Origin of the sequence: uncultured Xylophilus sp. (assembly GCA_913776965.1) — a bacterium.
Classification (GTDB): domain Bacteria; phylum Pseudomonadota; class Gammaproteobacteria; order Burkholderiales; family Burkholderiaceae_C; genus Xylophilus.
On sequence record CAJYQL010000078.1, the window covers coordinates 23,913 to 47,695 of the forward strand.

Genomic DNA, 23,783 nt, shown 5'->3' on the forward strand with positions numbered 1-23,783 from the left:
CGCCCATGGCTTCCTCCGCTGCTTCCTCTGCACTTTCCTCCGCAGCACCCGGCACCCCGGTGGACCGGCGCCTGAAGATCGGCCTGTCGGCCTGCTTCCAGCATGCCGACCCGGACCGCTCGCTGTTCACCGGCAAGACGCTGCAGTACGTCGAGCAGTCGATCGCGCACTGGCTGATGTCGGCCGGCGCGATGGTGGTGATGGTGCCGTGCCCGACCGGCGAGACGGCGCGCGGCGACGTGACGCTCGCGCACTATGCCCAGTGGCTCGACGGCGTGGTGATGCACGGCGGCGCCGACGTCTGGCCCGGCAGCTACGGCGAGGAGCCGCTGCAGCCGGCCTGGATCGGCGACCGCATCCGCGACCTGTACGACCTGGCGGTGGTCGAAGCCTTCGACCAGGTCGGCAAGCCGATCTTCGGCGTCTGCCGGGGGCTGCAGCTGATCAACGTCGCCTTCGGCGGCACGCTCTACCAGGACATCGAGACCCAGAAGGCCGGCGCGCTGCGGCACCGCGACCCGGTGACCTACGACCAGAACTTCCACGAGATCGACCTGGTGGAAGGCACCCGGCTCGCGCAGCTCTATCCGGGCGTGCTGCGGGCGCGGGTCAACAGCATCCACCACCAGGGCATCAAGCAGCTGGCCCCGGATTTCACGGTCGAGGCCTGGAGTGCGCCCGACCGGGTGCCCGAGTCGATCCGCCGCACCGGCGGCATGCAGAAGGGCTACATCGCCGCGACCCAGTGGCACCCGGAATTCCACCGGTCGGGCTCCAACACGCTGGACGACACGGCGATCCTGCACGACTTCCTGGCGGCCTGCACCGCCGCCCGTGACCGGCCGCGCACCCCGGCACCGGTGCCGGGGCGCATCCGCGACCGCGCTGCGCGGCTGCTGCGCCAGGCGCTGCTGCGCTGAAGAAAAAGCCGCCGCCCTCCGCGGGCGCGCAGCCCGGCGGCCGCTTCAGTTCGACCCCCGGCTGCCGATAATGCGGCGCGGCCCGACGGGCCGTCCGCCTCCCGGCTGCGGCCGGGAGGCCGGGGCATCGCGCAACCACCGGTCCTTCCTGCATGACTCTCTCGAACTTCCGTTTCGGCGCCAAGCTGGGCGCCGCGTTCTTCGCCACGCTGCTGGCGAGCCTGGCCATCGGCGCGATCGCGCTGGTCAACTTCCAGCGGCTCGGCGCCCGGGCCACCGAGCTGGCCGAGGTCTCCCTTCCGAGCGTGATCGCGATCGGCGAGATGCGCGGGCTGGCGAGCGACATGCGGCGACTCGAGCCGCAGCTGCTGCTACCGACGGCGCCCGGCGAGCGCGAACGGCTGACCGAGCGGCTCGCGACCACGAAGGCGCAGTTGCGCGAGTCGGCGCAACGCTTCCGCCAGACGATCCAGGCCGACGACCAGGAACTGCGCATGCTCGGCCTGGTGGAACAAACAGAGGAGCAGTACTTCTCCGCCAACGAACGGCTGCTGATATTCGCGATGGCCGACACCGACGACGCCCGCCGGGACGGCACGGACTTCCTGCAGGGCGAGTCGCGCACCCTGTACCAGTCGCTCACCAAGGCGATCGACGGCCTGCAGGAGGCCACCCGCAGCCACGCCCGGAACGCCGTGCAGGCCGCCGAGGACGCACGCCATGCGGGCCAGCGCAACGTCGTCATCGCGCTGGTCGTCGCGGTGCTGCTGTCGGCCGGCCTCGCGGTCTGGATCACCCGCATGCTGACCCGGCCGCTGGCCCGGGCGGTGGCGGCCTCCGACGCGATCGCCGAAGGCCGGCTCGATACCGACGTGAAGGCCGAAGGCCGCGACGAGACGGCCCAGCTGCTGGGCGCGCTGGCGCGGATGCAGGACCGGCTCGCCCACGTGGTGGAGGACGTGCGCCGCAATGCCGAAGGCGTGGCCACCGCCAGCGCGCAGATCGCGCAGGGCAACCAGGACCTGTCCTCGCGCACCGAGAGCCAGGCCTCGGCGCTGGAGGAAACCGCCGCGTCGATGGAGCAGCTCGGCTCGACCGTGCGCCAGAACGCCGACAGCGCCCGGCAGGCCAACCAGCTTGCGGTGCAGGCGTCGGACATCGCCGGCCGCGGCGGCGAGGCGGTGCACCGGGTGGTGGAGACGATGCGCGCCATCCAGGACAGCTCGCGCCGCATCGCCGACATCATCGGCACCATCGACGGCATCGCCTTCCAGACCAACATCCTGGCGCTGAACGCGGCGGTCGAAGCCGCCCGCGCCGGCGAGCAGGGCCGCGGCTTCGCGGTCGTGGCGTCGGAAGTCCGCAGCCTGGCGCAGCGCAGCGCCGACGCCGCCCGCCAGATCAAGACGCTGATCGGCAGCAGCGTGGAGCGGGTCGAGCAGGGCACCGCGCAGGTCGACGACGCCGGCGCGACGATGACCGAGGTGGTGGCCGCGATCCGGCGCGTCACCGACATCGTGGGCGAGATCAGCGCGGCGAGCGCCGAGCAGAGCGCCGGGGTGGAGCAGGTGGGCGAGGCCGTCACCCAGATGGACCAGGCGACGCAGCAGAATGCCGCGCTGGTGGAGGAATCGGCGGCTGCGGCGGCGAGCCTGCGTGCGCAGGCCGACCTGCTGGTGCAGGCGGTCGCCTTCTTCCGGCTGGGCGCCGCAGGATCGCCGTCGGCCGGCACGCCGCTGCGGATCGGATAGGAATCGACCCCTGGCGCCCGCCGGTACTGCGCAGCCCGCTATCGTATCGATAGCATCCGGCAAAACAGCGGTCAGCCCCGGCGGTGGCGCACCCGCAGGGTGCTGAACACCGCGGCCAGCAGCGCGAATCCCGCTGCCGCGCCGAGCGCGATCAGTGGCCCGCGCACCTCGTGCGCGCGGGCGAAGAAGCTGAACACGACCGCCAGCAGCACCGCGCCCAGCGTCTGGCCGGTCAGCCGGGCCGAGCCCAGCATGCCGCTGGCGGCGCCGGCCCGGTGCACCGGCGGCGCGGTCACGATGGTGTGGTTGTTGGGCGACTGGAACAGCCCGAAGCCGACGCCGCAGAGCACCAGCCGCCAGGCGATGTCGATGTTCGACGGCTGGGCCGGCAGCGCCGCCAGCAGCGCCAGGCCGCAGGCCATCGCCACCATGCCGATGCCGCCGAGCGTGCCGTCGGCCACCCGGCCGATCAGCCGGCCCGCGAGCGGCGCGGTGGCGACGATCGCGAGCGGCCAAGCGGTGATCAGCAGCCCCGCCTCGCCGTGCGAGCGGCCGTAGCCGTCGAGCAGCAGGAAGGGCAGGGCGATGTAGGCGAGCATCTGCGCGGCGAAGGCGCAGACCGAGGCGCCCATCGACAGCCGGAACACCGGGATGCGCAGCAGGTCGATCGGAAACAGCGGCAGTGCCAGTCCGCGCTGGCGCCGCAGGTAGACCGCCCCGACCGCGAGGCCCGCCACCAGCAGCCCTGCCGCGGCCGCCAGAGCACCGGCGCCGGCCTGGCTGCCGGCCCGCACGCCGAGCGCGTCGGCACCCAGGAACACCAGCGCGAACATCAGCACGTTGAGCGCCACGTCGAGCGGCGACAGCCGCACACCCGCCGGTGCCGGCGCCGCATTGGCCGGCAGCGCGCGCCGGCCCATCCACAGCACCGCGAGGCCCATCGGCAGGTTGATCGCGAACAGCGCCGGCCAAGGCGCGACCGACAGCACCGCCGCCGCCACCGACGGCCCGGCGACCGAGGCGATCGCCACCGTCATCGAGTTGAGCGCCACCCCGCGGCCGAGCAGCCGCTGCGGGAAGATGCGCCGCACCAGCGCCGCATTCACCGCCATGATCCCCGCCGCGCCGACCCCCTGCACCGCCCGGAAGCCCGCCAGCCAGCCGAGCGACGGCGCCAGGATGCAGCCCAGCGAGGCGGCGGTGAACAGCGCGAGGCCCGCCAAGTAGACCCGCCGGTAGCCGACGAGATCGCCGAGCGTGGCCGCCGGCAGCAGCAGCCCGAGCGTCGCGACCTGGTAGGCATTGACCACCCAGATCGCATGCGCCGGCTGCGCCTGCAGGTCGCGTGCGATCGCCGGCAGCGCCAGGTTGACGATGGTGCCGTCGAGCACCGCGAGCACGATGCCGAGCAGGATCACTGCCATCGCACGGCGGCGTTCGGGGGCGGGCAGGCCGTCGTCGGTAGGGGACATGGGGTGGGGCCGGGGCGGAATCCGGCGGGAGCGGAGCGAAGGGGCGTACGGGACTAGCAGCGGCGGAGAAGCATGCGGCGCGGGAGCACAGCCCAGCCGGCGATCAGCCGCTGGCGGTGTCGGTCAGGCCTGCCGCAGGCAGCGGACAGCGGACAGCGGACAGCGGACAGCGGACAGCGGTCGATTGTGAACCGCTGCGCCGATGCGTGCAGGCGGTGGCAGGCAGTGGCGTTTCGGGCGTCCGATACCCGTCCGCCCGTGGCGTGCGGTCGCTGGCGCTCGGGCGGCAGGCGATGGTCGCCCGCCCTCCGACGGCGAGGCAGGGCCGTGACCGGTCCGCGGACGCTCAGGCCTGCCGGCGGCCGTGCGCGAGGAAGAAGCGCAGCATTTCGGCGCTCGCATCGGGCCCGGCCGGGTCGGTGTAGCTGCCCGCCGCAAGGCCGCCGGACCAGGCATGGCCGCCGCCGTGCAACTGCCAGGACTCCGCCTGCACGCCACGGCCGTCGCCGCGCGGCACGACGCTGCGGCTCCAGCGGCGGCCGCGGGCCGTCGTGCCGCGCTCGACGGGCCCGGCAGCCAAGCCCGGCGCCGCGGCCGCGAGCACATGGTCGCCGTGGCCCGGATGCACAGTGGTGTCGGCGTCGCCGTGGAAGACGATGGTCGGCGCGGCCGCGGCAGTGCCCGCCGCCGGTGCCCCCGGCCCCTGGCCGCTGCGCATCGCGTTGAGCGCCGCCATCGCATCACGGGCGGTGCCGGGCGCCAGGCCGGAATGCACGCCGGCCGCGGCGAACACGTCGGGGTAGGTGCGCGCCAGGATCGCCGCCATCGCACCGCCGGCCGACAGGCCCGCCACGTAGATCCGCTCCGGATCGGCGCCTTCCTGCCGCGCCACCGCCTGGGCCAGCGCCGCCAGCAGCGCCGGCTCGCCGCGGCCGCGCTGCTGGTGGGAATGCTTGAACCAGTTCCAGCAGCGCTGCGGATTCGCATCCTGCGCCTGCGCGGGGTAGAGCACGATCGCACCCTGCTCCCGCGCCCGGTCGTTCATGCCGGTGCCGGCCGCGAAATCGTCCGGATGCTGGGTGCAGCCGTGCAGCATCAGGACCAACGGCGGCCGGGTGCCCGCGGGCGCCGATGCGGCCGAGGCGGGCACGAACAGCTTGTAGGCGAGCGTGCGGCCGCCGTGCGTGAAGCTGCCGGCGACGAAGCGGTCGGCCGCCGGGCGGGCGGCGGCACCGGGCGGAGCGACAGGCGCCGTGGACGGCGCGGCCGCGGGCGAGGTGGGTGCCGGTTCGGCGCGACCAGCAGCGCCGGCGGCGGGGGCCGTGTCGTCCGGCCGTTCGGTGACGCAGCCGTCGATCACCCAGCCGGCGGGGGCCGCCGATGCCGCCGGTGCGGCCGGCGAACGGGCGGCGCCTGCCCCAGGCGCGGCGCCGCCCGGCATCGGCGGCAGGCCGAGGGCCTGCTGCAGCGCGGTCGTCGCCTCCTGCAGCCGCCCCGCGCGGGTCAGCCGGGTGGCGTCCCGCAGGATGTCGTGGAGATCGTGGCGCATGGGCACTTTCGGTGGGGAGGAGGGAATGAACGCAGAGTGCGATGACAACAGCGACGGCTTCAGCCGATCCGGTCGGCCAGCGCCTGCCGCACCGCCGGGCTCGCCTGCAGCGCGCCCAGCACTTGGATCGAGGCGATCGTGGCGCGGGCCAGTTCCGGCGACACGTCCGCGGCGATGCTCGCCAGCCCCAGCACCCGGATCTGCAGCTGCTCGCCGGCGGCGCGCACGGCCTCCAGCTCGGCCACGCCGACGTGCTGCAGCCCCATCACCAGCATCCGGCGCGCGGTGACCTGCCGCACCGCGTCGCCCTGGGCGGCGAGCTGGTTGCGGATCGCAGTGCGTATGAAGTCCGTCCGGTTGGAATAGAAGCCCTCGGCCACCAGCAGATCGATCTGGCCCAGATCGACGTAGCCGAGGTTGATGGTGATCTTCTCCGCCTCGGGCAGGCGGGGCGGAGTGCGGGCGGGGAGGGGTGCGTCAGCCATGCGCCATCCTAACACCATCCAATCGGATGGCATGAGGATGGCAAAGCACAAAGATGCGGAGGATCAGTAGTTGACGATGCGCCGCTTGGGCACGCCCGGCTGCTGTCCGGCGTCGTAGCAGGTGCTGGACGACAGGGGCGAGTTCTTTTCTTTGCAGGCACAGCTGCCGCACTTCCAGCCCAGGTAGTGGAGCGACGCCTTCTGCACCACCGCCCACAGCTGCGGCTCCAGCGCGTTCCACTCGGTCACCCGCGCGCTCATGTGGTGCACCAGCTGCAGGGCCTGATCGAGCCGCTCGATGGACTTCTTCAGGTGCCAGACGAATTCGCCGGTCAGCTTGCCGAAGGCGAGCGCGTCTTCGCAGGTGCGCAGGGTGTGCGACTGCTTGGTGAGTTTTTCGTAGGCCTCCTCGGCCTGTAGCAGATGGCGGACCGACTTCTTGAAGATGTTGTCGCCGATGTCCTTGCCGGAGGCGGTGATGCCGACGTCGCTCACCTCCTTCGGCGCCTTGTCGACCGTCTTGTTCGCGATGAAGGGCGTCGCGAGCTTGACGCCGATGCCGGCGAGCTTGACCGATCCGGTCACGCTGCTGTTGACCAGCGCACCCGTGCCCTTGGACACCACAGTCGCGGTGGCATCGGTGATCACGTCGTTGATCACGTTCTGCAGCAGCATCACCAGGCCGTTCTGGGCGCTGTTCTGCAGCTGCACCACCACCATCTGCGATGCCTGGATCGCCCCGTTGATCGGCGTGGTGACGAACGGCGTGACCACATGCGTGCCGAAGGCCGAGCCGCCGCCGGAGGTGCCGACGCCCACCACCAGGTTCACGCCGCGGGTGACGCCACCGGAGATCAGCTCGCCCTTGGTGCGCCGGGTCCAGGCGTTGCTGATGTAGTGGGCGGTGCGCCGCACCTGGCCGGGCTTGTCGTAATAGGCGGCCGCATCTTGCAGCAGCTGGTCGAAGCGCTGCTTCGCCGCGGTGTTGACATCCTCCGGCACCGCGAAGTCGCCGGTCAGGTCGGCGGTCAGCACCTCGCGCAACTCGATCAGCCCTTCGAGCTGCAGCTGGAGTTTTTCGGCGTGTTCGCCGAACCGCATGATGCCGTTCGGGATCGTGTTCGGACCTTCGGCGAGCGGCCGGCACGGCTCCGGCACGCCGCCGCCCTTGGACGCGTAGCAGATGTCGCCGCAGGACGAATGGTCGCCGTTGAACAGGTAGGCCGCCATCTGGTCGCGGTAGGCCGGCATCAACTGCGCCCACGAGTCGCACAGCTTCGCCTGGGTGTTCTTCAGCAGGATGGCCAGGTCGATCGCGGGCACCAGGTAGCGCTCGGTCTTCTGCACCTCGTGGATCCACTTCATCTGGCGCTTGACCACCGCGGTGAGTTCGGAGCAGTTAGTGAAGTCGCAGTATTTCGACTCCTGGATCTCGTGGGCGATGTCGCGGGCAGCGTCGCAGGCCTTGCGGTAGTGGTCCACCGCCCGGCGGATCGCGTCGCAGCTGTCCTGGATCAGCATCAGCTTGTCGGCTTCCTTGTCGATCGTCTGGCGCACCTTCGGGTATTTCTCCAGCCAGCCGCGCATGCGCTTCTGCCGGTACTGGTTGCGCACCAGATCCACCACCACGTCGGCCACCTGGTTGGCCGCCCACGTCCCGGCCGCGAGGCCCGCCAGCGCCAGCGGGGTGGCGATGCCCTTGGTGCCGGCCGTGATCGCCAGCCCGCCCGCCGCGCTGACCACCACGATGCTGCCGCTGATCCCCATCTGCAGCGCCGTCAGGCCTTTCTCGTTGTAGAGCTTGTGCTTGACGTTGTACTGGACCTGGTTGTGGACCATGTGCCCGACCGTGTGGCCGAACCGGACGTACCACTTGCCGTGGGTCGAGGCCACCTTGCCGTAGGCGTCTTCCAGCAAGCGCGAGGCGAGGCTCAGCTCCATGCCCTCGGGGCCGGTCTTGAACACACCGTTCGAACGGCCACGGGTCGGACGCTGGTATTGCGGTGCGCTGCCGGGCAGCAGGGCTTGGGAACGTTGGCGGGTCATGGCGCAGCACGAAGAAAAGTCGCGTGAATGCGACGGTCATACATCTTGTCACGCTCCCGGCGCCGATGCGCATCGGCGGTGCGGACACCCGTCAAAACGGGACGTTCCGCTGTCGGCCGACTTCTTCCCTAAAGTCTTCTAATTCAATAGCAGTAGTAGTAGAGGGCCGGCCCCCGCTGGGGACAACCGTCTTTTGCCGTGCCGGATCAAGGACTTGCGTCGTGCCGAACCGTGTGCGGCACCGCGCCGGAACGGCGGGAGGGCGAGACAACAACCGGCGCCAAGACGCACCGGCTGTGGACAAGTATGCGCTTGCGCGCAAACCGTCACCAAGGTTGTCCACAGGCGGAAACGGATGACGACCCGCTGCCCATCAGCGAACCCGCCGAGGCGGGTTGCGGCCCGGTCAGGACGCCGGCAGGGCGCTGCCGCCGTCGCCCGGCTGCAGGTGCTCGACCAAGAGCCGGGTCGCCGGCGGAAGGTCGCCGCCGGACCGCACGCATAGCACCAACTCGCGCCGGGCCCAGGGGTCGTCGAGCGCCAGGGCCGCCAGCGGCAGCGCCCGCAGGTAGAGCGCCGCACTGCCGCGCGGCAGCACGCCGAAGCCCAGTCCGTTCGCGACCATCAGGCACAGCGCGTCGTAGCCGGTCACCTGCATGCGGATGCGCAGCGCCAAGCCGTTCTCGGCGGCGGCCTGGGTGATGCGCTGGTTGATCGCGCTGCCCGGGTGCATGCCGACGAAGTCGTAGGGCAGCGCCTCGCGCAGCGCCACCCGGCGGCGGCGGGCCAGCGCATGGCCGCGCGGCACGATCAGCACCAGTTCGTCCTGGCGGTACGGCCAGAAGGCGACGCGCGGTTCGCCGTAGTGGCCGGCGTTCAGGATGCCGACATCGGCGGTGTTCTCGGCCACTTCGCGCACCACCGCGGAACTGATGCGTTCCTGCAGGTGCACCTGGACCTGGGGATAGCGGTCCATGAAGCCGCGCAACTCGGCCGGCAGGAACTGGGTGATCGCCGAGATGTTGGCGGCCACCCGGACCTGGCCGCGCACGCCGTCGGCGTATCCCTGCATCTGCGCAGCGATGTCGTCCAGGCCGTTCAGCACGCCGCGCGCCAAGCCGAGCAGCGCATAGGCCGCGGCGGTCGGCTCGGTGCCCTTGTTGCTGCGCGCGAAGAGGCGCGCCGCGAGCTGGCCTTCGAGTTCGCTGATCCGCCGGCTGACCGCCGCGGTGGCGATGTGCTCGCGCTGGGCGGCCGCGGCGATGGTGCCTTCCTCCATCACGGCGACGAAGAGGCGCAGGGAAACGGGGTCGAGTCGCATGGAGGTCGCGGGCTTTCGGCAGGAACGGGGACGGGACAGGAAGGGCAGGCGGACGGACGGATGCCGCCATCGCGTGCGGCGATGGTGCGCTCGCCAATGGCCGCTGTGCAAGGGCGGCCGGCCCCCGGATGATGCGCGGCTTACCCGAAGGAGATTTTCCGCATGACATCCGCTTCTTCCGCGGCAGCTACCGCAGCGCCGCCGGCCGGCGCCCTGCACGGCGTGCGCGTCGTCGAGATGGGCCAGCTGATCGCCGGGCCGTTCTGCGGCAAGACGCTCGGCGAGTTCGGCGCCGACGTGGTCAAGATCGAGACCCCCGGCGCCGGCGACCCGCTGCGCAACTGGCGCATGCTGCAGGACGGCACCTCCGTCTGGTGGCAGGTGCAGTCGCGCAACAAGCGCAGCATCGCGGTCGATCTGCGCAGCGCCGAAGGCCAGGACATCGCCCGCACCCTGATCGCCGAGGCCGACGTGCTGGTCGAGAACTTCCGCCCCGGCACGCTGGAGGGCTGGGGGATGTCGCCCGAGGCGCTGCATGCGATCAACCCCGGGCTGGTGATGCTGCGCATCTCGGGCTACGGCCAGACCGGCCCGTACCGCGACCTGCCCGGTTTCGGCGTGATCGGCGAGGCGATGGGCGGCCTGCGCCACCTGACCGGCGAGCCGGGCCGGGTGCCGGTGCGGGTGGGCGTGTCGATCGGCGACACGCTGGCGGCGCTGCACGGGACCATCGGCGTGCTGACCGCGCTGTACCACCGCAAGGTGAATGGCGGCCGGGGCCAGGTGATCGACGTGGCGCTGCACGAGGCGGTGTTCAACGTGATGGAGAGCCTGATCCCCGAGTACAGCGCGTTCGGCGCGGTGCGCGACGCCGCCGGCAGCGCGCTGCCGGGCATCGCGCCCAGCAACGCCTACCCGTGCACCGACGGCTGGGTGCTGGTGGCCGGCAACGGCGACAGCATCTTCCGCCGGCTGATGGAGACGATCGGCCGCGCCGACCTGGCTACCGCGCCCGACCTGCAGAGCAATGCCGGCCGCGTCGCGCGGGTGGACGAGCTCGACGCCGCGATCGGCGCCTGGACGCAGGGCCGGCCGATGGCCGAGGTGCTGGCGGTGCTCGGCGCGGCGAAGGTGCCGGCCGGCAAGGTCTATACCGCGAAGGACATCCACGAGGACCCGCACTACCGTGCCCGCGACATGATCCTGCAGCAGACCACCCGCGACGGCCATGTGCTCGACGTGCCGGGCATCGTGCCCAAGCTCTCGGCCACGCCGGGCAGCGTGCGCAGCGCCGCCCCCCACCTGGGCGGCGACACCGACGCGGTGCTGCGCGACGCCGGCCTGACCGACGACCAGATCGCGCAATTGCGCCAGAAAGGCATCGTGGCATGAACGCTTCCGCATCTTCTTCCCCCGCGACCGCTCCGGCCGGCGTCTGGCAGGGCGCCCGCCGCCGCCTGCACCTGCAGGAGGTCGGCCCGCGCGACGGCCTGCAGATGGAGCAGGCCTTCGTGCCGACGGCCGACAAGATCGCGCTGGTGGACCTGCTCTCCACCGCCGGCCTGGCGAAGATCGAGGTCACCTCCTTCGTCTCGCCGACCGCCATCCCCGCGCTGCGCGACGCGGAGATCGTGCTGCGCGAGATCCGCCGCGCGCCGGGCATCGTCTACACCTGCCTGGTGCCCAACCTGCGCGGTGCCGAGCGGGCGATCGAGGCCCGCGCCGACGAGCTCAACCTGGTGATGTCGTGCAGCGAGACGCACAACATCGCCAACCTGCGGATGACCCGCGAGCAGTCCTTCGCCGCCCTGACCGGCGTGGTGGCGCTGGCGCGGCAGGCGGGCACCGCCGTCAACGTGTCGCTGTCGTGCGCCTTCGGCTGCCCGATGGAGGGCGACGTGCCGTTCGACGTCGTGCTGGACTGGGCGGCGCGCTTCGTGGCGCTGGACGGCGTGCGCGGCATCACGCTGTGCGACACCACTGGCATGGCGTATCCGACCCAGGTCGAGGCACTGACCCGCGCGTTCCGGGCGCGCTTTCCCGCCACCGAGCTGACCCTGCATTTCCACAATACCCGCGGCATGGGCCTGGCCAACGTGCTGGCCGCGATCGCCGCCGGCGCCGACCGGTTCGACGCCTCGCTCGGCGGGCTCGGCGGCTGCCCCTATGCGCCGGGCGCCAGCGGGAACGTCTGCACCGAGGAGATCGTGCATGCGCTGGAACTGATGGACTACGACACCGGCTGCGACCTGCCGGTGCTGCTGCAGGCCGCCTGGCGACTGCCGGCGCTGATCGGCCATCCGGTTCCGAGCCAGATCGCCAAGGCCGGCCGCCGGCTGGACCTGCACGAGCCGCCGCCGGACTTCCGGGCCTGGCGCGAACGGGCGCTGGCCCGGGGCTGAGCCGCGGACCTGCCCGGCACCGACGACTTTTCCCCTTCCAACGACAGAGAGACAGACCTCCATGACCTTCCTCCCTAATCCCGCTGCCGGCCGCCGTGCCGCCCTGCGCGCCACCGGCGCCGCGCTGATCGCCCTGGCCGCGGGCGCCGCCTGCGCCCAGGCCGGCGGCTATCCGAACCGCCCGGTCACGCTGCTGGTGCCGACCGCCGCCGGCGGCACCACCGACATCTCCGCCCGCATGCTGGCGGTGCCGCTGGGCACCGCGCTCGGCCAGACGGTGGTGGTGGACAACCGCGGCGGCGCCAACGGCGGCATCGCGGCGACGGCCGTCAAGCGGGCCGAGCCGGACGGCTACACGCTCCTGATGCAGTACTCGGGCTACCACGTCATCACGCCGCTGGTGAGCAAGCAGGCGCCGCAATGGAACGCGGCCGACCTGACCGCGGTGGCCAACGTGATCTCGGCACCGCAGATCGTCGTGGTGCGGGCCGACCTGCCGTACAGGACGATGGCCGAGTTCATCGTCTACGCCAAGGCCAACCCCGGCAAGGTGAACTACGCCTCGTCCGGCAACGGCAGCCTGCAGCATGCGACCGGCGCGATGCTGGAGCAGCAGGCCGGCATCCAGATGACCCACATCCCCTACAAGGGCACCGGCCCGGCGCTGCAGGACCTGCTCGGCGGCCAGGTGGACATCACCTTCGGCACCGCGCCGCCCTTCATCCCGCACATCCAGAGCGGCAAGCTGCGGGTGCTGGCCACTACCGGCAAGACCCGGCTGCCCAGCCTGCCGAACGTGCCCACCACCGCCGAGGCGGGGTTGCCGAAGCTGGACGCGACCTCCTGGTTCGCCGTCTACGCGCCGGCGAAGACGCCGCGCGATGTGGTGGAGAAGCTCTCGGCCGAGATCGCCAAGGTGGTCGCCGCCCCGGCCTTCCAGCAGAAAGCCCAGGAGCAGGGCGCCAGCGCCGACTACCAGCCGCCGGCGCAGCTCGACGCCAAGGTGAAGAAGGAAACCGCCGACTGGACCGCGGTGGTGAAGGCGGCGCGGATCGAGGCGGACTGACCGCCTCCCGACGCGCTCCGGCGCGGCATGCAGGCACGAGGCCCCGGGAGACCGGGGCCTTTTTTCATGGCTTTTAGGCTTCTGCGCAGGCAGGACCTGCGCAACTAGCTATGAATTCGATAGCGAACCCGGCCGACATGCCGGGCGCACGGCGTGACACGGGCCCCGGTCGGCTGTTCTTCCTTATCTCTTCTATCTTTCAATAGCAGTAGTAGTAGAGCAGGCGACTTTCTGGGGACAAGCCGGTTTTTCCGTGGCGCGACAGGGACTTGGGTCGCCGCCAAGCCTGTGCGGCGGAGGCGGCGAAGGCACGGGCGGATCGATAACAACTGGCGGCCGCCGCAGGTTTCTGTGGACAACTCCGACTTCCGCCGGAAGTTGTCCCCAGGGTTTCGAGCCAAAAAAGGGTCAGGCGCCGGCGAGCACCCGTTCGGCCTGCCGCAGGTCGTCCAGCCAGCGGGCGAAGTTCTCCTCGCCGTGCGCCGGATCGGCCCGCAGCAGGGCCGACGGATGCAGCGTGACCAGCACCGGCAGGCCGCGCAAGCCGCCGTCGATCCAGACGCCGCGCTCCTGCGTCACCGCGACAGGGCGGCCCAGCACGGCGCGGGCCGCGGTGGCGCCGAGCGCCAGCAGGGCGCGGGGGGCGACCAGGTCGATCTCGTCCTCCAGCCAGTGCAGGCAGGCGGCGGCCTCGCGCTGGCCGGGGGTCTTGTGGATGCGGCGCTTGCCGCGCAGTTCGTATTTGAAGTGGCGCACCGCGTTGGTGACGAACAGGGTGTCGCGCGACCAGTCCAGTTCGGCCAGGGCCCGGTCGAACAGCCGGCCGGCGGGGCCGACGAACGGGCGGCCGTGCAGGTCCTCCTGGTCGCCGGGCTGCTCGCCGACCACCATCAGCCGCGCGCCGAGGGGGCCCACGCCGGCCACCGACTGGGTGGCGTGGGCGCCGATCGGGCATTCGCGGCAGCGGTCGGTGGCGGCCTTGAGCTGGGCGATGCTGCGGATCGGCACCGCGGCGGCGCCGTTCGGCGCGTCGTGCACCGCCTGGGCCGGATGGTCGGGATGGAGGGGCGCCCGCCCGGCGGCAGAAATGCGGCGGGCAGGGGTGGTGGATGCTTTCGCGATCATGGCGGCGCTGCGCTCCAGGGCCTGCGCCGAGAGCTCGCCGATCAGCCGCGCCTCCGGCAGGTTGTGCCAGTAGCGGCGCGGCATCTCCTTCTGCATCATGGCGAGCTTCAGGCGCGCGGGGTTGAAGATGTGCGCGTAGTAGGTGAGCCACAGGACTTCGCCGGCGTCGGCCGGCGGCGCATCCTCGCGCCGGCCACCCGGCCCCAGGGTGAGGCGGCGGCCGTCCCAGGCGATGCTGCGCCCGGGCGTCAGGATCGCCCAGCGCATGCCGGTGAAGCGCCGCTGGAAGAAGGCGGCGGTGGCCTCGACGATGTGGTGGCCCGGCTCGAACCAGGCGACATGCAGCGGGCCGGCGCCGCCGGATGCGCCGCCGCCGTCGTCCACTTCCCGGAAGCGCACGAAGGCATGCATCTTGTGGATGTCGCGCCGCACCGCCTTGGCCATCTGCTCGGCCTGCAGCATGTCGGGGTCGAGCGGGTCGTGGCGCAGGCCGGGCTCGTGCACCAGCCGCCAGAGCAGCCGGTAGAGCAGGCCGAAGCGGCCGGGGTCGGCGTGGAGGATCACCTGCTGGCACAGGGCGAGGAATTCCGGGGGGACGCGGGCAGTGGAGGCGGGGCGTTCGCTCGGACGGGATGCTTTTGCCGGTGCCGAACCCACGGTCCCTTCGGGACTCGCATCCGTATCCATGCCGGGATCCAGGTCCGTGAACAACGGCAGGTTGCGCGGCGTCGCCGGATCGGCGGCGGGCGGCCGAGGGCCCGGAAGGCCATCGTCCGCCGCAGGGTCCGACACGTCGGCGAACAGGTCGCCCGCCACCGCCCCGGCCACGTGCCATTCGACCGCCGCGGGCGGCACCCCCGCGGCCAGCAGGCGCCGCGCCTCGGTCCGGAAGGCGTCCAGGTCGGTCTCGGACGGCAGGATGACCGCGCGGTGGGACAGGCCGGTGTTCATGCGTCGATCATGAAGGAAATCGGCCTTTTGCGCAGGTGGGGCTTGCGCAAGCAGCTATCGAAAAAGGAGCAACGGCCCCGGACGCCTCAGAACAGGCTGGCCTGCGCGGGCGCCGGCAGCGCTGCCGGCCCCCGGACCGCCGCCAGCGGCGCGGCTTCCATGGCCCGGGTCGGCCGGTGGTCGTCGGTCGTCACGAACGGCCAGACCTTCTTCAGCGGCACATGCAGCCGCTTCAGGTCGTCGGCGCGCACCCGGCGCACCCGGCGGGCCATCAGCAGCCGGTCGACCGCCTTCACGCCCAGGCCCGGCACCCGCAGCAGCATTTCGCGCGGGGCGCGGTTCAGGTCGACCGGGAAACGGTCGCGGTGGGCGAGCGCCCAGGCCATCTTCGGATCGACATCCAGCGAGAGCATCTGCCGGCCGCTGCGGTCGGGCGCGACGATCTCGTCGTGGGCGAAGCCGTAGAAGCGCATCAGCTAGTCGGCCTGGTAGAGCCGGTGTTCGCGCACCAGCGGCGGCGCCTGCAGCGGCAGCGCGGCGGTGGCGTCGGGGATCGGGCTGAAGGCCGAGTAGTACACCCGCCGCAGCCGGTAGCTGCCGTACAGGGTGGCGCTGGTCGCAAGGATCGCGCCGTCGTCGGCCGCGTCGGCGCCGACGATCATCTGGGTGCTCTGGCCGGCCGGGGCGAAGCGCGGTGCGGTGGCCCGGCGCGGCGTGCCCCGCGGCAGCGAGGTCACCGGCGCGGCGGCGGCGTCGCGCGCCTCGCCCTTCGCGTCGTCGATGTGCAGCCGCAGCCGCGCCATCGACCGGCGGATCGCCGCGCTGTCCTTCTCGGGCGCGAGCGTCTCCAGGCCCTGGGTCGTCGGCAGCTCGATGTTGATGCTCAGCCGGTCGGCATAGCGGCCGGCGGCCTGCAGCAGTTCGGGCGAGGCGTCGGGGATCGTCTTCAGGTGGATGTAGCCGCGGAAGTCGTGCTCCTCGCGCAGCCGGCGCGCCACCTCGACCACCTGCTCCATCGTGTAGTCGGGGTTGCGGATGATGCCGCTCGACAGGAACAGCCCCTCGATGCAGTTGCGGCGGTAGAAGTCGAGGGTCAGTTGCACCACCTCGTCCACCGTGAAGCGGGCGCGCGGCACGTTGCTGCTGACCCGGTTGACGCAGTAGAGGCAGTCGTAGGTGCAGAAGTTGGTGAGCAGGATCTTCAGCAGCGAGATGCAGCGGCCGTCCGGCGCATAGCTGTGGCAGATGCCCGAGCCCTCGGTGGAACCGATGCCGCGGCCGGTGGTCGAGTCGCGCTTGGTGGTGCCGCTGGATGCGCACGACGCGTCGTACTTGGCCGCGTCGGCGAGGACGGCGAGCTTGCGCTGGAGGGCTTCGGAAGGTGGTGCCACTGGACGAATGTACAGTTTCGCCCCCCGCCCGTCCGGCGCGCGGGGGACAACCCGCCCCCCGCCGCGGTCATTCGACCTTGATGTTCGCCTTGCGGATCACCGGTCCGTACTGGGCCTGGTCGCGCTTGACCAGCGCACCGAGTGCCTCGGGGGTGCCGGGCGCCGGCTCGAAGCCCTGCTGGCGCAGCCCGTCCACCAGCGCCGGCACCGCGAGCGCCTTCGCCAGCGCGGCATTGAGCTGCCGGATCACCGGCGCCGGCGTGCCCGCCGGCGCGAAGAAGGCCAGCCAGCCGGTCGCCTGGAAGCCGGGCAGGCCGGATTCGGACACCGTCGGCACCTCGGGCAGCAGCGGCGAGCGCTGGGTGCCGCCGCTCGCCAGCGCCCGCACCTTGCCCGACTTCACGAAGGGCATCGCGGTCGAGACGCTGATGAAGAACATCTGCACCTCGTCGGCCGCCAGCGCCACGATCCCCGGGTTGCCGCCCTTGTACGGAACGTGGACGATGTCGGTGCCGGAGCTGTCCTTGATGACTTCCATCGCCAGGTGCTGCGGCGTGCCGACACCGGTGGAGGCGTAGTTCAGCTTGCCCGGCCGGCTCTTGGCCAGCGCGATCAGCTCGGTCACGTTGCGGGCGGGCAGCTGCGGGTTCACCAGCAGCACGTTGTCGAGCGTCGCGCCCAGCCCGACCGGCGCCAGGTCGCGGTTCACGTCGTACGGCGGCTTGGCGTAGAGCAGCGGGTTGGTGGCGATCGACGACTGGTCGACCAGCAGCGTGTAGCCGTCGGCCGGCGCCTGCGCCACCGCCGCGCCGCCGAGCAGGCCCGAGGCGCCCGGCCGGTTGTCGATGACGACCGACTGCCCGAGCTGCCGGCCCAGTTCCTGGCCGACCAGCCGGGCGAAGGTGTCGGTGCCGCCGCCGGCGGAGTACGGCACGACGATGCGCACCGGCCGGTCGGGATAAGCGGCCGCGGCCGGCAGCGCGGCCAGCGCCGCGAGCGTGCCGGCGGCCAGCGCGAGCGCGGTTCGGCGGGTGCCGCGGAGAGCGGAAACGAAGGAGGGCATGGTGGTTGTCTCGTGTTCTTGTCGGGTGAAGGGCGGCGCAGGCGGCCGGGCGGTCAGACCAGGCTCATCGGACCGGAGGTCGGCCGGTCGGGCAGGTCGAGCGCAAATTCCTTCTTCAGGATCTGCTGGATCTGCTCGTAGCAGCAGCCGAAGCGCAGCACGCGGCGGGTGCCCATCTCCAGGATGGTGCTGCCGACCAGGTGCTCGTTGGCATAGCGGCAGCGGCCGTAGTCCACGCCGATGTCGGACTGCGCCAGCACCTCGTCCTCGATGTCGCGCAGCGCGAACTTGTTGCCGGTGAGCGAGCGGTTGGCCGAGGAGCCCATCAGCGGCGTGGCCGCGTCGAGCGACATGCGGGCCAGCGCGCCGTGCAGGGCACCGGCGTTGAGCAGCAGGTCCATCGTCGGGCCCTTGGTCGACCGCCGCAGCGCGCCGAATTCGGTGGTGCGCAGGAAATCGTGGTCGGCCCGGTACGGCCCGACCACCGACAGCGGCAGGTCGTGGTCGCGGATCACGCAGGACACCAGGTCGCGGTCGGCCTGCGAGGCATCGATCAGTTCCTGGAAGATGTCCCAGTTGCCGATCACGCCGTTGGGCTTGGCGGAGCTGCGGTTCTTGATCTCGTAGATGCGCTCCACCGCGCGGGCGGTGTGGGCGAAGATCGCGTAGGACACGTCGAACGGGATGATGCCGACGCCGCCCGAGCGCAGGATGCCGAAGATGCGGCGGGCGTCGGTGGCGAGTTCCTCGGGCGTCGGCTCGCGGCCGCGGTCGATCAGTTGCATGGAGAAAAGTCCTGTTTGTCTCGTTGGTCGGAAGTCGCGGCCGGCCTGCGCAGGCCGACCGGCATCCGGTATGGGGCAGGAAGCGTGCCACTTCCGCGGCACGGCCAAACCCTTGATCGGCCACGGGATTTTCAGGAACGGCGGGCTGGACGAAGGCCGGGCGCGTCGCACTGCGACAGCCGGCTGTTTCAGTGCGACATCGCGACCGGGCGGACCGCCCTCAGCGCGGCGGGCGGCCCGCCGCCACCGACCGGCGGCGGCGCGACCGCAGTTCGGTCGCGAAGTACGCCACCGTCGCCACCGCCAGCGGCACCAGGTAGTACACCACCCGGTAGCCGAACAGCGCGGCCAGCAGCACGCCCGCCGGCGCCTGGTGCGACAGCAGCGCGACGAACACCGTCTCCAGCACGCCCAGGCCCGCCGGCACGTGGGCAATCACGCCGGCCACCGCGCCCACCAGCAGCGTGGCCAGCACCGCCGGATAGTCGAGCCGGCCCTGCAGCAGCACGTAGAGGATGCCGGCGTTCAGCGACCAGTGGGCGCAACCGAGCGCCAGCTGCACCAGCGCGACCGGCCAGGTCGGCAGCGGCAGGCGGCGGCCGCGCACCACCAGTTCGCGGCCGCGGCGCACGACGCAGGCGAGCAGATAGGCCAGGGCGACCGCGACCAGCCCGCCGCCGAGCCAGCGCAGGCCGCTGCTGTCGATCTTCCATTGCGGCGGCAGCGCCGGCGGCCAGGTCCAGAACACGATGCCGGCCAGCAGGCAGTAGCCGATCCAGTTGGTCAGCATGCTGAGCGCCAGCACCTTCGTCGTCTGCTCGGGCCGCAGCCCGAGGCGGGCGTAGAGCCGGTAGCGGAAGGCGACGCCGCCCACCAGCGAGCCGAGGTTGAGGTTGAAGGCGTAGCTGATCAGGGTGACGCCGACCACACGCCGGACGGGCAGACCGTGACGGATGCAGTAGCGGCCGACCAGGTCGAAGGTCGAATAGACGGCGTAGGTCAGCAGCGCCAGCCCGGCGGCACCGGCCAGCACGCTGCGCGGCATGGCGCGCAGGGCCTGCAGCACCTCGTTCCAGTCGATGGTGCCGGCCTGCCGCACCAGCAGCCAGGCCACCAGCCCGAAGAACAGCAGCGTGCCGAGCCGCTTGGCCCACGGCCACCACGGGCGGGCGGCGATGCCGCCGGACGGTGCGGGGGCGGCGGGCGGCGGCGGCATCGGCGCGGGCCTCAGGCGGTATCGGTGCGCGTCGGCCCCTCCGACACCAGGGTGCCGGTGGGCGGCAGCTGGACCGGATGCAGCTGCTTGCGCGCCTTGGGCAGCCAGCCGAACCAGGTCGGGTACCAGCGCAGGATGTGGAACACGAAAAAGCTGCGGACCAGCCGCCAGCCGCTCCATTCCTCTTCCAGTTGCTCCTTCTCGATGCGCTTGCAGCTGTGGCGCATCAGGTGGTCCAGCCGCTCGAACAGGTGGGCGTTGAAGGCTCGGTCGCGCACCACCACGTTGGCCTCGAGGTTGAGCGACAGGCTCAGCGGATCGAGGTTGCTGGAACCCACAGTCGACCAGTCGTCGTCCACCAGCGCGACCTTGCCGTGCAGCGGCCGGTCGCAGTATTCGTGGATCTGCACGCCGGCATGCAGCAGGTGGTGGTAGAGCATGCTCGCCGCCTTTTTCACGATCGGCATGTCGGGCTGGCCCTGCAGGATCAGCCGCACGTCCACCCCGCGGCGCGCGGCGCGCCGCATGTCCTGGATCAGCCGGTAGCCGGGGAAGAAATAGGCATTCGCGATCACCACCCGCTGGCGGGCCGCACGGATCGCCGCGCGGTACTGGCGCTCGATGTCGGTGGTGTGCCGATGGTTGTCGCGGGTGACGAAGAAGGCGTCCGCCTCGCCGGTGGCGGGCAGGTCGGGCACCACCGCCTTCGCACGGCGGCGCAGCCAGCGCCGGCCCTGGCCGCCGATCGCGATCGCATGCAGCACGAAGCGGTGGATGTGCGCGACCAGCGGTCCGGTCAGCTCGCAGGAGTAGTCCTGCTTGGCCTCGGGACCGAAGTCGCCCAGATGGTCGGCCGAATAGTTGATGCCGCCGACGAACGCCCGTTCGCCGTCGATCACCACGATCTTGCGGTGCATGCGCCGCAGCCAGCCGGTGCGGATGCCGAAGATGCGCGGCGTCGGATCGAACACCCGCAGCCGCACGCCCACGTCGGTGAGGGACCGCAGGAAGTCCTGCGACAGGTCGGGCGAGCCGAAGCCGTCGACCATCACATCGACCCGCGCGCCGTTGCGGGCGGCCTGCACCAGCGCGTCGCGCAGCGCGAGCCCTACCTTGTCCTCGAACAGGATGAAGGTCTCGAGCACCACCTCGCGGCGCGCGGCGGCGATGCATTCGAAGACGCGCGGAAAGAATTCCTCGCCGTTCTCGAGCAGCGTGACATGGTTGCCGGGGATCCAGCGGCCGGAGCGCAAGGGGAGCATGGCGGGGTCCGAGATCAGATCGACAGTTCCGCCGCGAGCGGCGCGTGGTCGGACAGGTGCGACCAGGGCTTCTTCGGCAGCACCAGCGGCGCATGGGCCGAGGCATTGCGCACGTAGATGCGGTCGAGCTGCAGCAGCGGCATCTTGGCAGGGAAGGTGCGGGCGGCCTGGCCGTGCGCACCGACGAAGATCTCGCGCACGCCCGCGCCCTTCTGCAGGATGTCGTGGGCGCGGCAGCGCCAGTCGTTGAAGTCGCCGGCGATGACCAGCGGCGCGTCGGCCGGGATCTCGGTGCGGATCAGGTCGCACATCAGCTGCAGCTGCTGGCGGCGGTGGTTCTCGGCCAGGCCCAGGTGTACGCAGAGCGCGTGCAGGTTCTGCTCGCGGCCGGGCAGCTGCATCACGCAATGCAGCATGCCGCGCCGTTCCGGGCCGGCGATCGACACGTCGTGGTTCTGGTAATGGACGATCGGGAATTTCGACAGCAGCGCGTTGCCGTGGTCGCCGTTGTCGTAGACCGCGTTGCGGCCGTAGGCGAACTGGTGCCAGATCTCGTCGGCCAGGAATTCGTAGTGCGGCGTCTGCGGGAAATTGGCATGCCGCTCGTGGTGCTTGATGTGGCTGCCCAGCACCTCCTGCAGGAACACCACATCGGCCGAGATCGCACGGACCGCATCGCGCAGCTCGTGCAGGATGAAGCGGCGGTTGAAGGAGGTGAAACCCTTGTGGATGTTGACCGTGAGCACCTTGAAGGTGAACGGCTGCAGGGGGGCGGTCATGGCGTGCAACTTTCTTCGTCTCGGGCCTGCCGCGGCAGGGCTGCCGGGGGCCCGGACATTGTCCCGAGACCGCCTTCCGGCGACCTGTAGGACGGAAGGCCGACGCCCTGCCGCCCGGCCACGTCAGAACGCGTGCGCGTAGCGCAGCTGCACGAAGGTATCGCCCGGATTGGGCTTCTTGATGCCGGCGTTGGAGAAGTGCTGCACGCGCAACGACACTTCCTGCGCGCGTTGCGCGCCGAAGGTGTAGCCGACCGCGACATGCGAGCCGAAGTTGAAACGGGTGCTGAACGCCTTTTCCTTGAAACGGTAGATCACGTCGGTCACCGATACGCCGACGCCGCCGTCGACGAACCACGGCGAGCGGCCTTCGTCGAAGCGCATGCGCAGCGTGGGTGTCAGGCCGATCAGCCAGGTGTGGTTGTCGCTCGCGTTGCGGAAGCCGTCGGACCGGATGAAGCTGCCGTACACGTCCCAATAGGCGCCGACCTGCGAACCCCAGACGCTGCTTTGCCAGGCGATCGGTGCAGTCGCGCCCAGGGTATAGATATCGGAGCCGCTGCGGCTGCCGGCGTGGCCGTACTGGCCGTAGACGGACGGAGCGACGAGCGGGTCGGCGTGGGCGGTGACGGAGAACAGGCCGGCGGCGATCAGCGCGGCGGCGGCAAGGGCAGAGGTCTTCATGGGTGGGAGCGGTCAGGTAGGGTGCCGGAAGAGGCAGGTCCAGTGTAGGGACGCACCCTCGACTTCGCGCACTCTGTACCCGCGGTCGCGCCGGCGTCCTACAGATCCGCGTTATGCGGTCCGATAAGGCCGCCGCCACAGTCATTTATGGTCAACCCGAGCCCGGAAAAGCACGGGCTTTCGGAACATCCACCCGAGCTTTTCCAGCGAACGAACCAACCTATCTGAAGGACCTGTCATGACGAAAGCCACGAACGCCCTGATCCTCACCGCCCTGCTCGCCGCTGCCGGCGTCGCCAGCGCCCAGGTGCCCACCACGACCCGCCCGGGCGAAGCCACCACGATGGTCGGCGGCCAGTCCAACCCGGTCGACAAGTCGCCGAAGACCAGCGACACGACCCGTGCCGAAGTGCGCGCGGAAGCCGCCGCAGCCAACCGCAACAAGGCGAACACGACCACCATGGGCGGTACCGCCAGCACGGTGGTGAACGGCAAGCCGAACGCCATTCCGACCGCACAGAACCCGACTACCAGCGGTCAATCCATGATCACCCGCGACGAAAAGCGCGCGGAAGGCCGTGCCGCAGCCAAGGTGTCCCCGACGGCTGCCGAAACCGCGAAGTGATGCATTCCGCCGGCTTCAGGGCTGGCTGAATGCGCACGATAAAAAAAGGCCCGCGTTGCGGGCCTTTTTGTTGGGGTCAGAGAATTGGCGTAATTAACGCGCTGCCGGTGCGGCCGGCGGCGGGGGCGGCATGCCGCCGCCATGATGGCGGTGACCCCCAGGGCCGCCCGGGCCGAAGCCGCGGTGCATCGGCTGCTGGTCGAAGGTCTGCTGCTGGGCAGGCGTCAGCGCCGCGTAGAAGGTTTTCACCGCCTCGCCGCGACGGTCGGCTTCGGCGGCATGGCGCGCCCGCATCTCGCGCATGCGGTCGATGCGCTGCGGCGTCGTCAGCTTGGCGAATTCCTCGCGGTCGAAGCGCGGCTTGCCGTTCGCACCCGGGCCGGACGGACGGGCACCGGCCACGAAGGCCGACCAGGCGCCTTCCTGCTGGGGCGTGATATGCAGCTTCTGCTTCAGCTGGGCGAAACGCTGGTCGATGCGCTGCTGGCGTGCGGCCGGGTCGTGGCGGATATCGCCGGCCGGGCCGGCCTTGCGCACGCTGGCGGCCGGCGGCGCCTGTTCGGCGACCGGTGCGGCGGGGGCCTGGGCGAAGGCCGAGAAACCGGCGGAGGCGAGCAGGCCGGCGAGGAGGAGCGAACGGGGATGGCGGTCGAGGCGCATGGGAGAACTTCCTTTTCAGAAAACCCCCGGTGCCGGTTGGCATCAGGTTGGGTGTCAGTGTCGGCCGTGCATGTAAGGGCCCGGTTCACCGTGCGTGAGGCGCAGGTAAAGATGGAAGGCGGTGCGGACACATGGCGCCGCGCCGACAGATGCCGCACGGCGGGCGCCGGCCATCGCCGACACCGGACAATCGCGGGTTTCGCCCGCTGCGGACCCCCGCGCCGCTGCAT

Annotated in this window: 19 protein-coding genes and 1 pseudogene; 6 read left to right on the plus strand and 14 right to left on the minus strand. The window is 71.2% G+C overall.

The window, feature by feature from the left end; translation table 11 throughout:
• Window positions 1–5 precede the first annotated feature (5 nt).
• Together QZ500_RS11720 and QZ500_RS11725 are read left to right on the plus strand one after the other, a co-directional pair.
• Window positions 6–920 (plus strand): gamma-glutamyl-gamma-aminobutyrate hydrolase family protein, encoded by a 915-nt coding sequence (locus QZ500_RS11720; protein ID WP_295855461.1) that lies wholly within the window; start codon window positions 6–8, stop codon window positions 918–920.
• Between the two features lie 152 nt (window positions 921–1,072).
• Window positions 1,073–2,671, plus strand: coding sequence for a methyl-accepting chemotaxis protein (locus tag QZ500_RS11725; RefSeq protein ID WP_295855463.1), 1,599 nt, complete (start codon window positions 1,073–1,075; stop codon window positions 2,669–2,671).
• Window positions 2,672–2,742: 71 nt separating this feature from the next.
• Here the strand turns inward: QZ500_RS11725 and QZ500_RS11730 are convergent, their stop codons facing one another.
• From QZ500_RS11730 to QZ500_RS11750, 5 genes are all read right to left on the minus strand, one after another.
• Complete coding sequence (locus tag QZ500_RS11730; protein WP_295855465.1) at window positions 2,743–4,143, minus strand: MFS transporter; 1,401 nt, start codon at window positions 4,141–4,143, stop codon at window positions 2,743–2,745.
• Between the two features lie 346 nt (window positions 4,144–4,489).
• On the minus strand, window positions 4,490–5,692 hold the full coding sequence (locus QZ500_RS11735) for a PHB depolymerase family esterase (protein WP_295855469.1): 1,203 nt from the start codon (window positions 5,690–5,692) through the stop codon (window positions 4,490–4,492).
• 59 nt (window positions 5,693–5,751) lie between these two features.
• The gene (locus tag QZ500_RS11740; protein ID WP_295855472.1) at window positions 5,752–6,177 is read right to left on the minus strand and encodes a CopG family transcriptional regulator; all 426 of its coding nucleotides are present in this window, start codon (window positions 6,175–6,177) and stop codon (window positions 5,752–5,754) included.
• 63 nt (window positions 6,178–6,240) lie between these two features.
• Window positions 6,241–8,223, minus strand: coding sequence for a hypothetical protein (locus QZ500_RS11745; protein WP_295855475.1), 1,983 nt, complete (start codon window positions 8,221–8,223; stop codon window positions 6,241–6,243).
• Window positions 8,224–8,629: 406 nt separating this feature from the next.
• Window positions 8,630–9,544, minus strand: a complete 915-nt coding sequence (locus QZ500_RS11750; RefSeq protein ID WP_295855478.1) for a LysR family transcriptional regulator — start codon at window positions 9,542–9,544, stop codon at window positions 8,630–8,632.
• Between the two features lie 162 nt (window positions 9,545–9,706).
• On the opposite strand from QZ500_RS11750, the gene QZ500_RS11755 reads away from it, so the two are divergent.
• The 3 genes from QZ500_RS11755 (at window position 9,707) to QZ500_RS11765 (ending at window position 13,012) form a co-directional block, all read left to right on the plus strand.
• Entirely contained in the window at window positions 9,707–10,936 is a 1,230-nt protein-coding gene (locus QZ500_RS11755) for a CaiB/BaiF CoA-transferase family protein (RefSeq protein WP_295855481.1), read from the plus strand.
• Entirely contained in the window at window positions 10,933–11,946 is a 1,014-nt protein-coding gene (locus QZ500_RS11760; protein WP_295855484.1) for a hydroxymethylglutaryl-CoA lyase, read from the plus strand. Before QZ500_RS11755 ends, QZ500_RS11760 begins: the two co-directional genes overlap by 4 nt.
• A 61-nt stretch (window positions 11,947–12,007) precedes the next feature.
• Window positions 12,008–13,012 carry a tripartite tricarboxylate transporter substrate binding protein gene (locus tag QZ500_RS11765; protein ID WP_295855488.1) on the plus strand — a complete coding sequence of 335 codons (1,005 nt, stop codon included), beginning with the start codon at window positions 12,008–12,010 and terminating at the stop codon, window positions 13,010–13,012.
• Between the two features lie 408 nt (window positions 13,013–13,420).
• On the opposite strand, the gene QZ500_RS11770 is transcribed toward QZ500_RS11765, so the two are convergent.
• The 8 genes and pseudogenes from QZ500_RS11770 to QZ500_RS11805 form a co-directional block, all read right to left on the minus strand.
• Window positions 13,421–15,088: a UdgX family uracil-DNA binding protein gene (locus tag QZ500_RS11770; RefSeq protein ID WP_295855491.1), complete on the minus strand. Its 1,668-nt coding sequence runs from the start codon at window positions 15,086–15,088 to the stop codon at window positions 13,421–13,423.
• An 86-nt stretch (window positions 15,089–15,174) separates the two neighbouring features.
• Window positions 15,175–16,479: pseudogene (locus tag QZ500_RS11775) on the minus strand (putative DNA modification/repair radical SAM protein).
• Between the two features lie 67 nt (window positions 16,480–16,546).
• Entirely contained in the window at window positions 16,547–17,542 is a 996-nt protein-coding gene (locus tag QZ500_RS11780; RefSeq protein WP_295855494.1) for a tripartite tricarboxylate transporter substrate binding protein, read from the minus strand.
• Between the two features lie 53 nt (window positions 17,543–17,595).
• Window positions 17,596–18,327: a Sua5/YciO/YrdC/YwlC family protein gene (locus tag QZ500_RS11785; protein ID WP_295855498.1), complete on the minus strand. Its 732-nt coding sequence runs from the start codon at window positions 18,325–18,327 to the stop codon at window positions 17,596–17,598.
• 220 nt (window positions 18,328–18,547) lie between these two features.
• Window positions 18,548–19,543: a lysylphosphatidylglycerol synthase domain-containing protein gene (locus QZ500_RS11790; RefSeq protein ID WP_295855500.1), complete on the minus strand. Its 996-nt coding sequence runs from the start codon at window positions 19,541–19,543 to the stop codon at window positions 18,548–18,550.
• A gap of 11 nt (window positions 19,544–19,554) precedes the next feature.
• On the minus strand, window positions 19,555–20,805 hold the full coding sequence (gene clsB, locus QZ500_RS11795) for a cardiolipin synthase ClsB (protein WP_295855504.1): 1,251 nt from the start codon (window positions 20,803–20,805) through the stop codon (window positions 19,555–19,557).
• Between the two features lie 14 nt (window positions 20,806–20,819).
• Window positions 20,820–21,584: an endonuclease/exonuclease/phosphatase family protein gene (locus QZ500_RS11800; RefSeq protein WP_295855508.1), complete on the minus strand. Its 765-nt coding sequence runs from the start codon at window positions 21,582–21,584 to the stop codon at window positions 20,820–20,822.
• Window positions 21,585–21,707: 123 nt separating this feature from the next.
• The gene (locus tag QZ500_RS11805) at window positions 21,708–22,268 is read right to left on the minus strand and encodes an acyloxyacyl hydrolase (protein ID WP_295855511.1); all 561 of its coding nucleotides are present in this window, start codon (window positions 22,266–22,268) and stop codon (window positions 21,708–21,710) included.
• Window positions 22,269–22,506: 238 nt separating this feature from the next.
• On the opposite strand from QZ500_RS11805, the gene QZ500_RS11810 reads away from it, so the two are divergent.
• A complete protein-coding gene (locus QZ500_RS11810) occupies window positions 22,507–22,893 on the plus strand; it encodes a DUF4148 domain-containing protein (RefSeq protein ID WP_295855514.1) in 387 nt (128 codons plus the stop codon).
• 93 nt (window positions 22,894–22,986) lie between these two features.
• On the opposite strand, the gene QZ500_RS11815 is transcribed toward QZ500_RS11810, so the two are convergent.
• Window positions 22,987–23,553: a Spy/CpxP family protein refolding chaperone gene (locus QZ500_RS11815; protein ID WP_295855515.1), complete on the minus strand. Its 567-nt coding sequence runs from the start codon at window positions 23,551–23,553 to the stop codon at window positions 22,987–22,989.
• Window positions 23,554–23,783 lie beyond the last annotated feature (230 nt).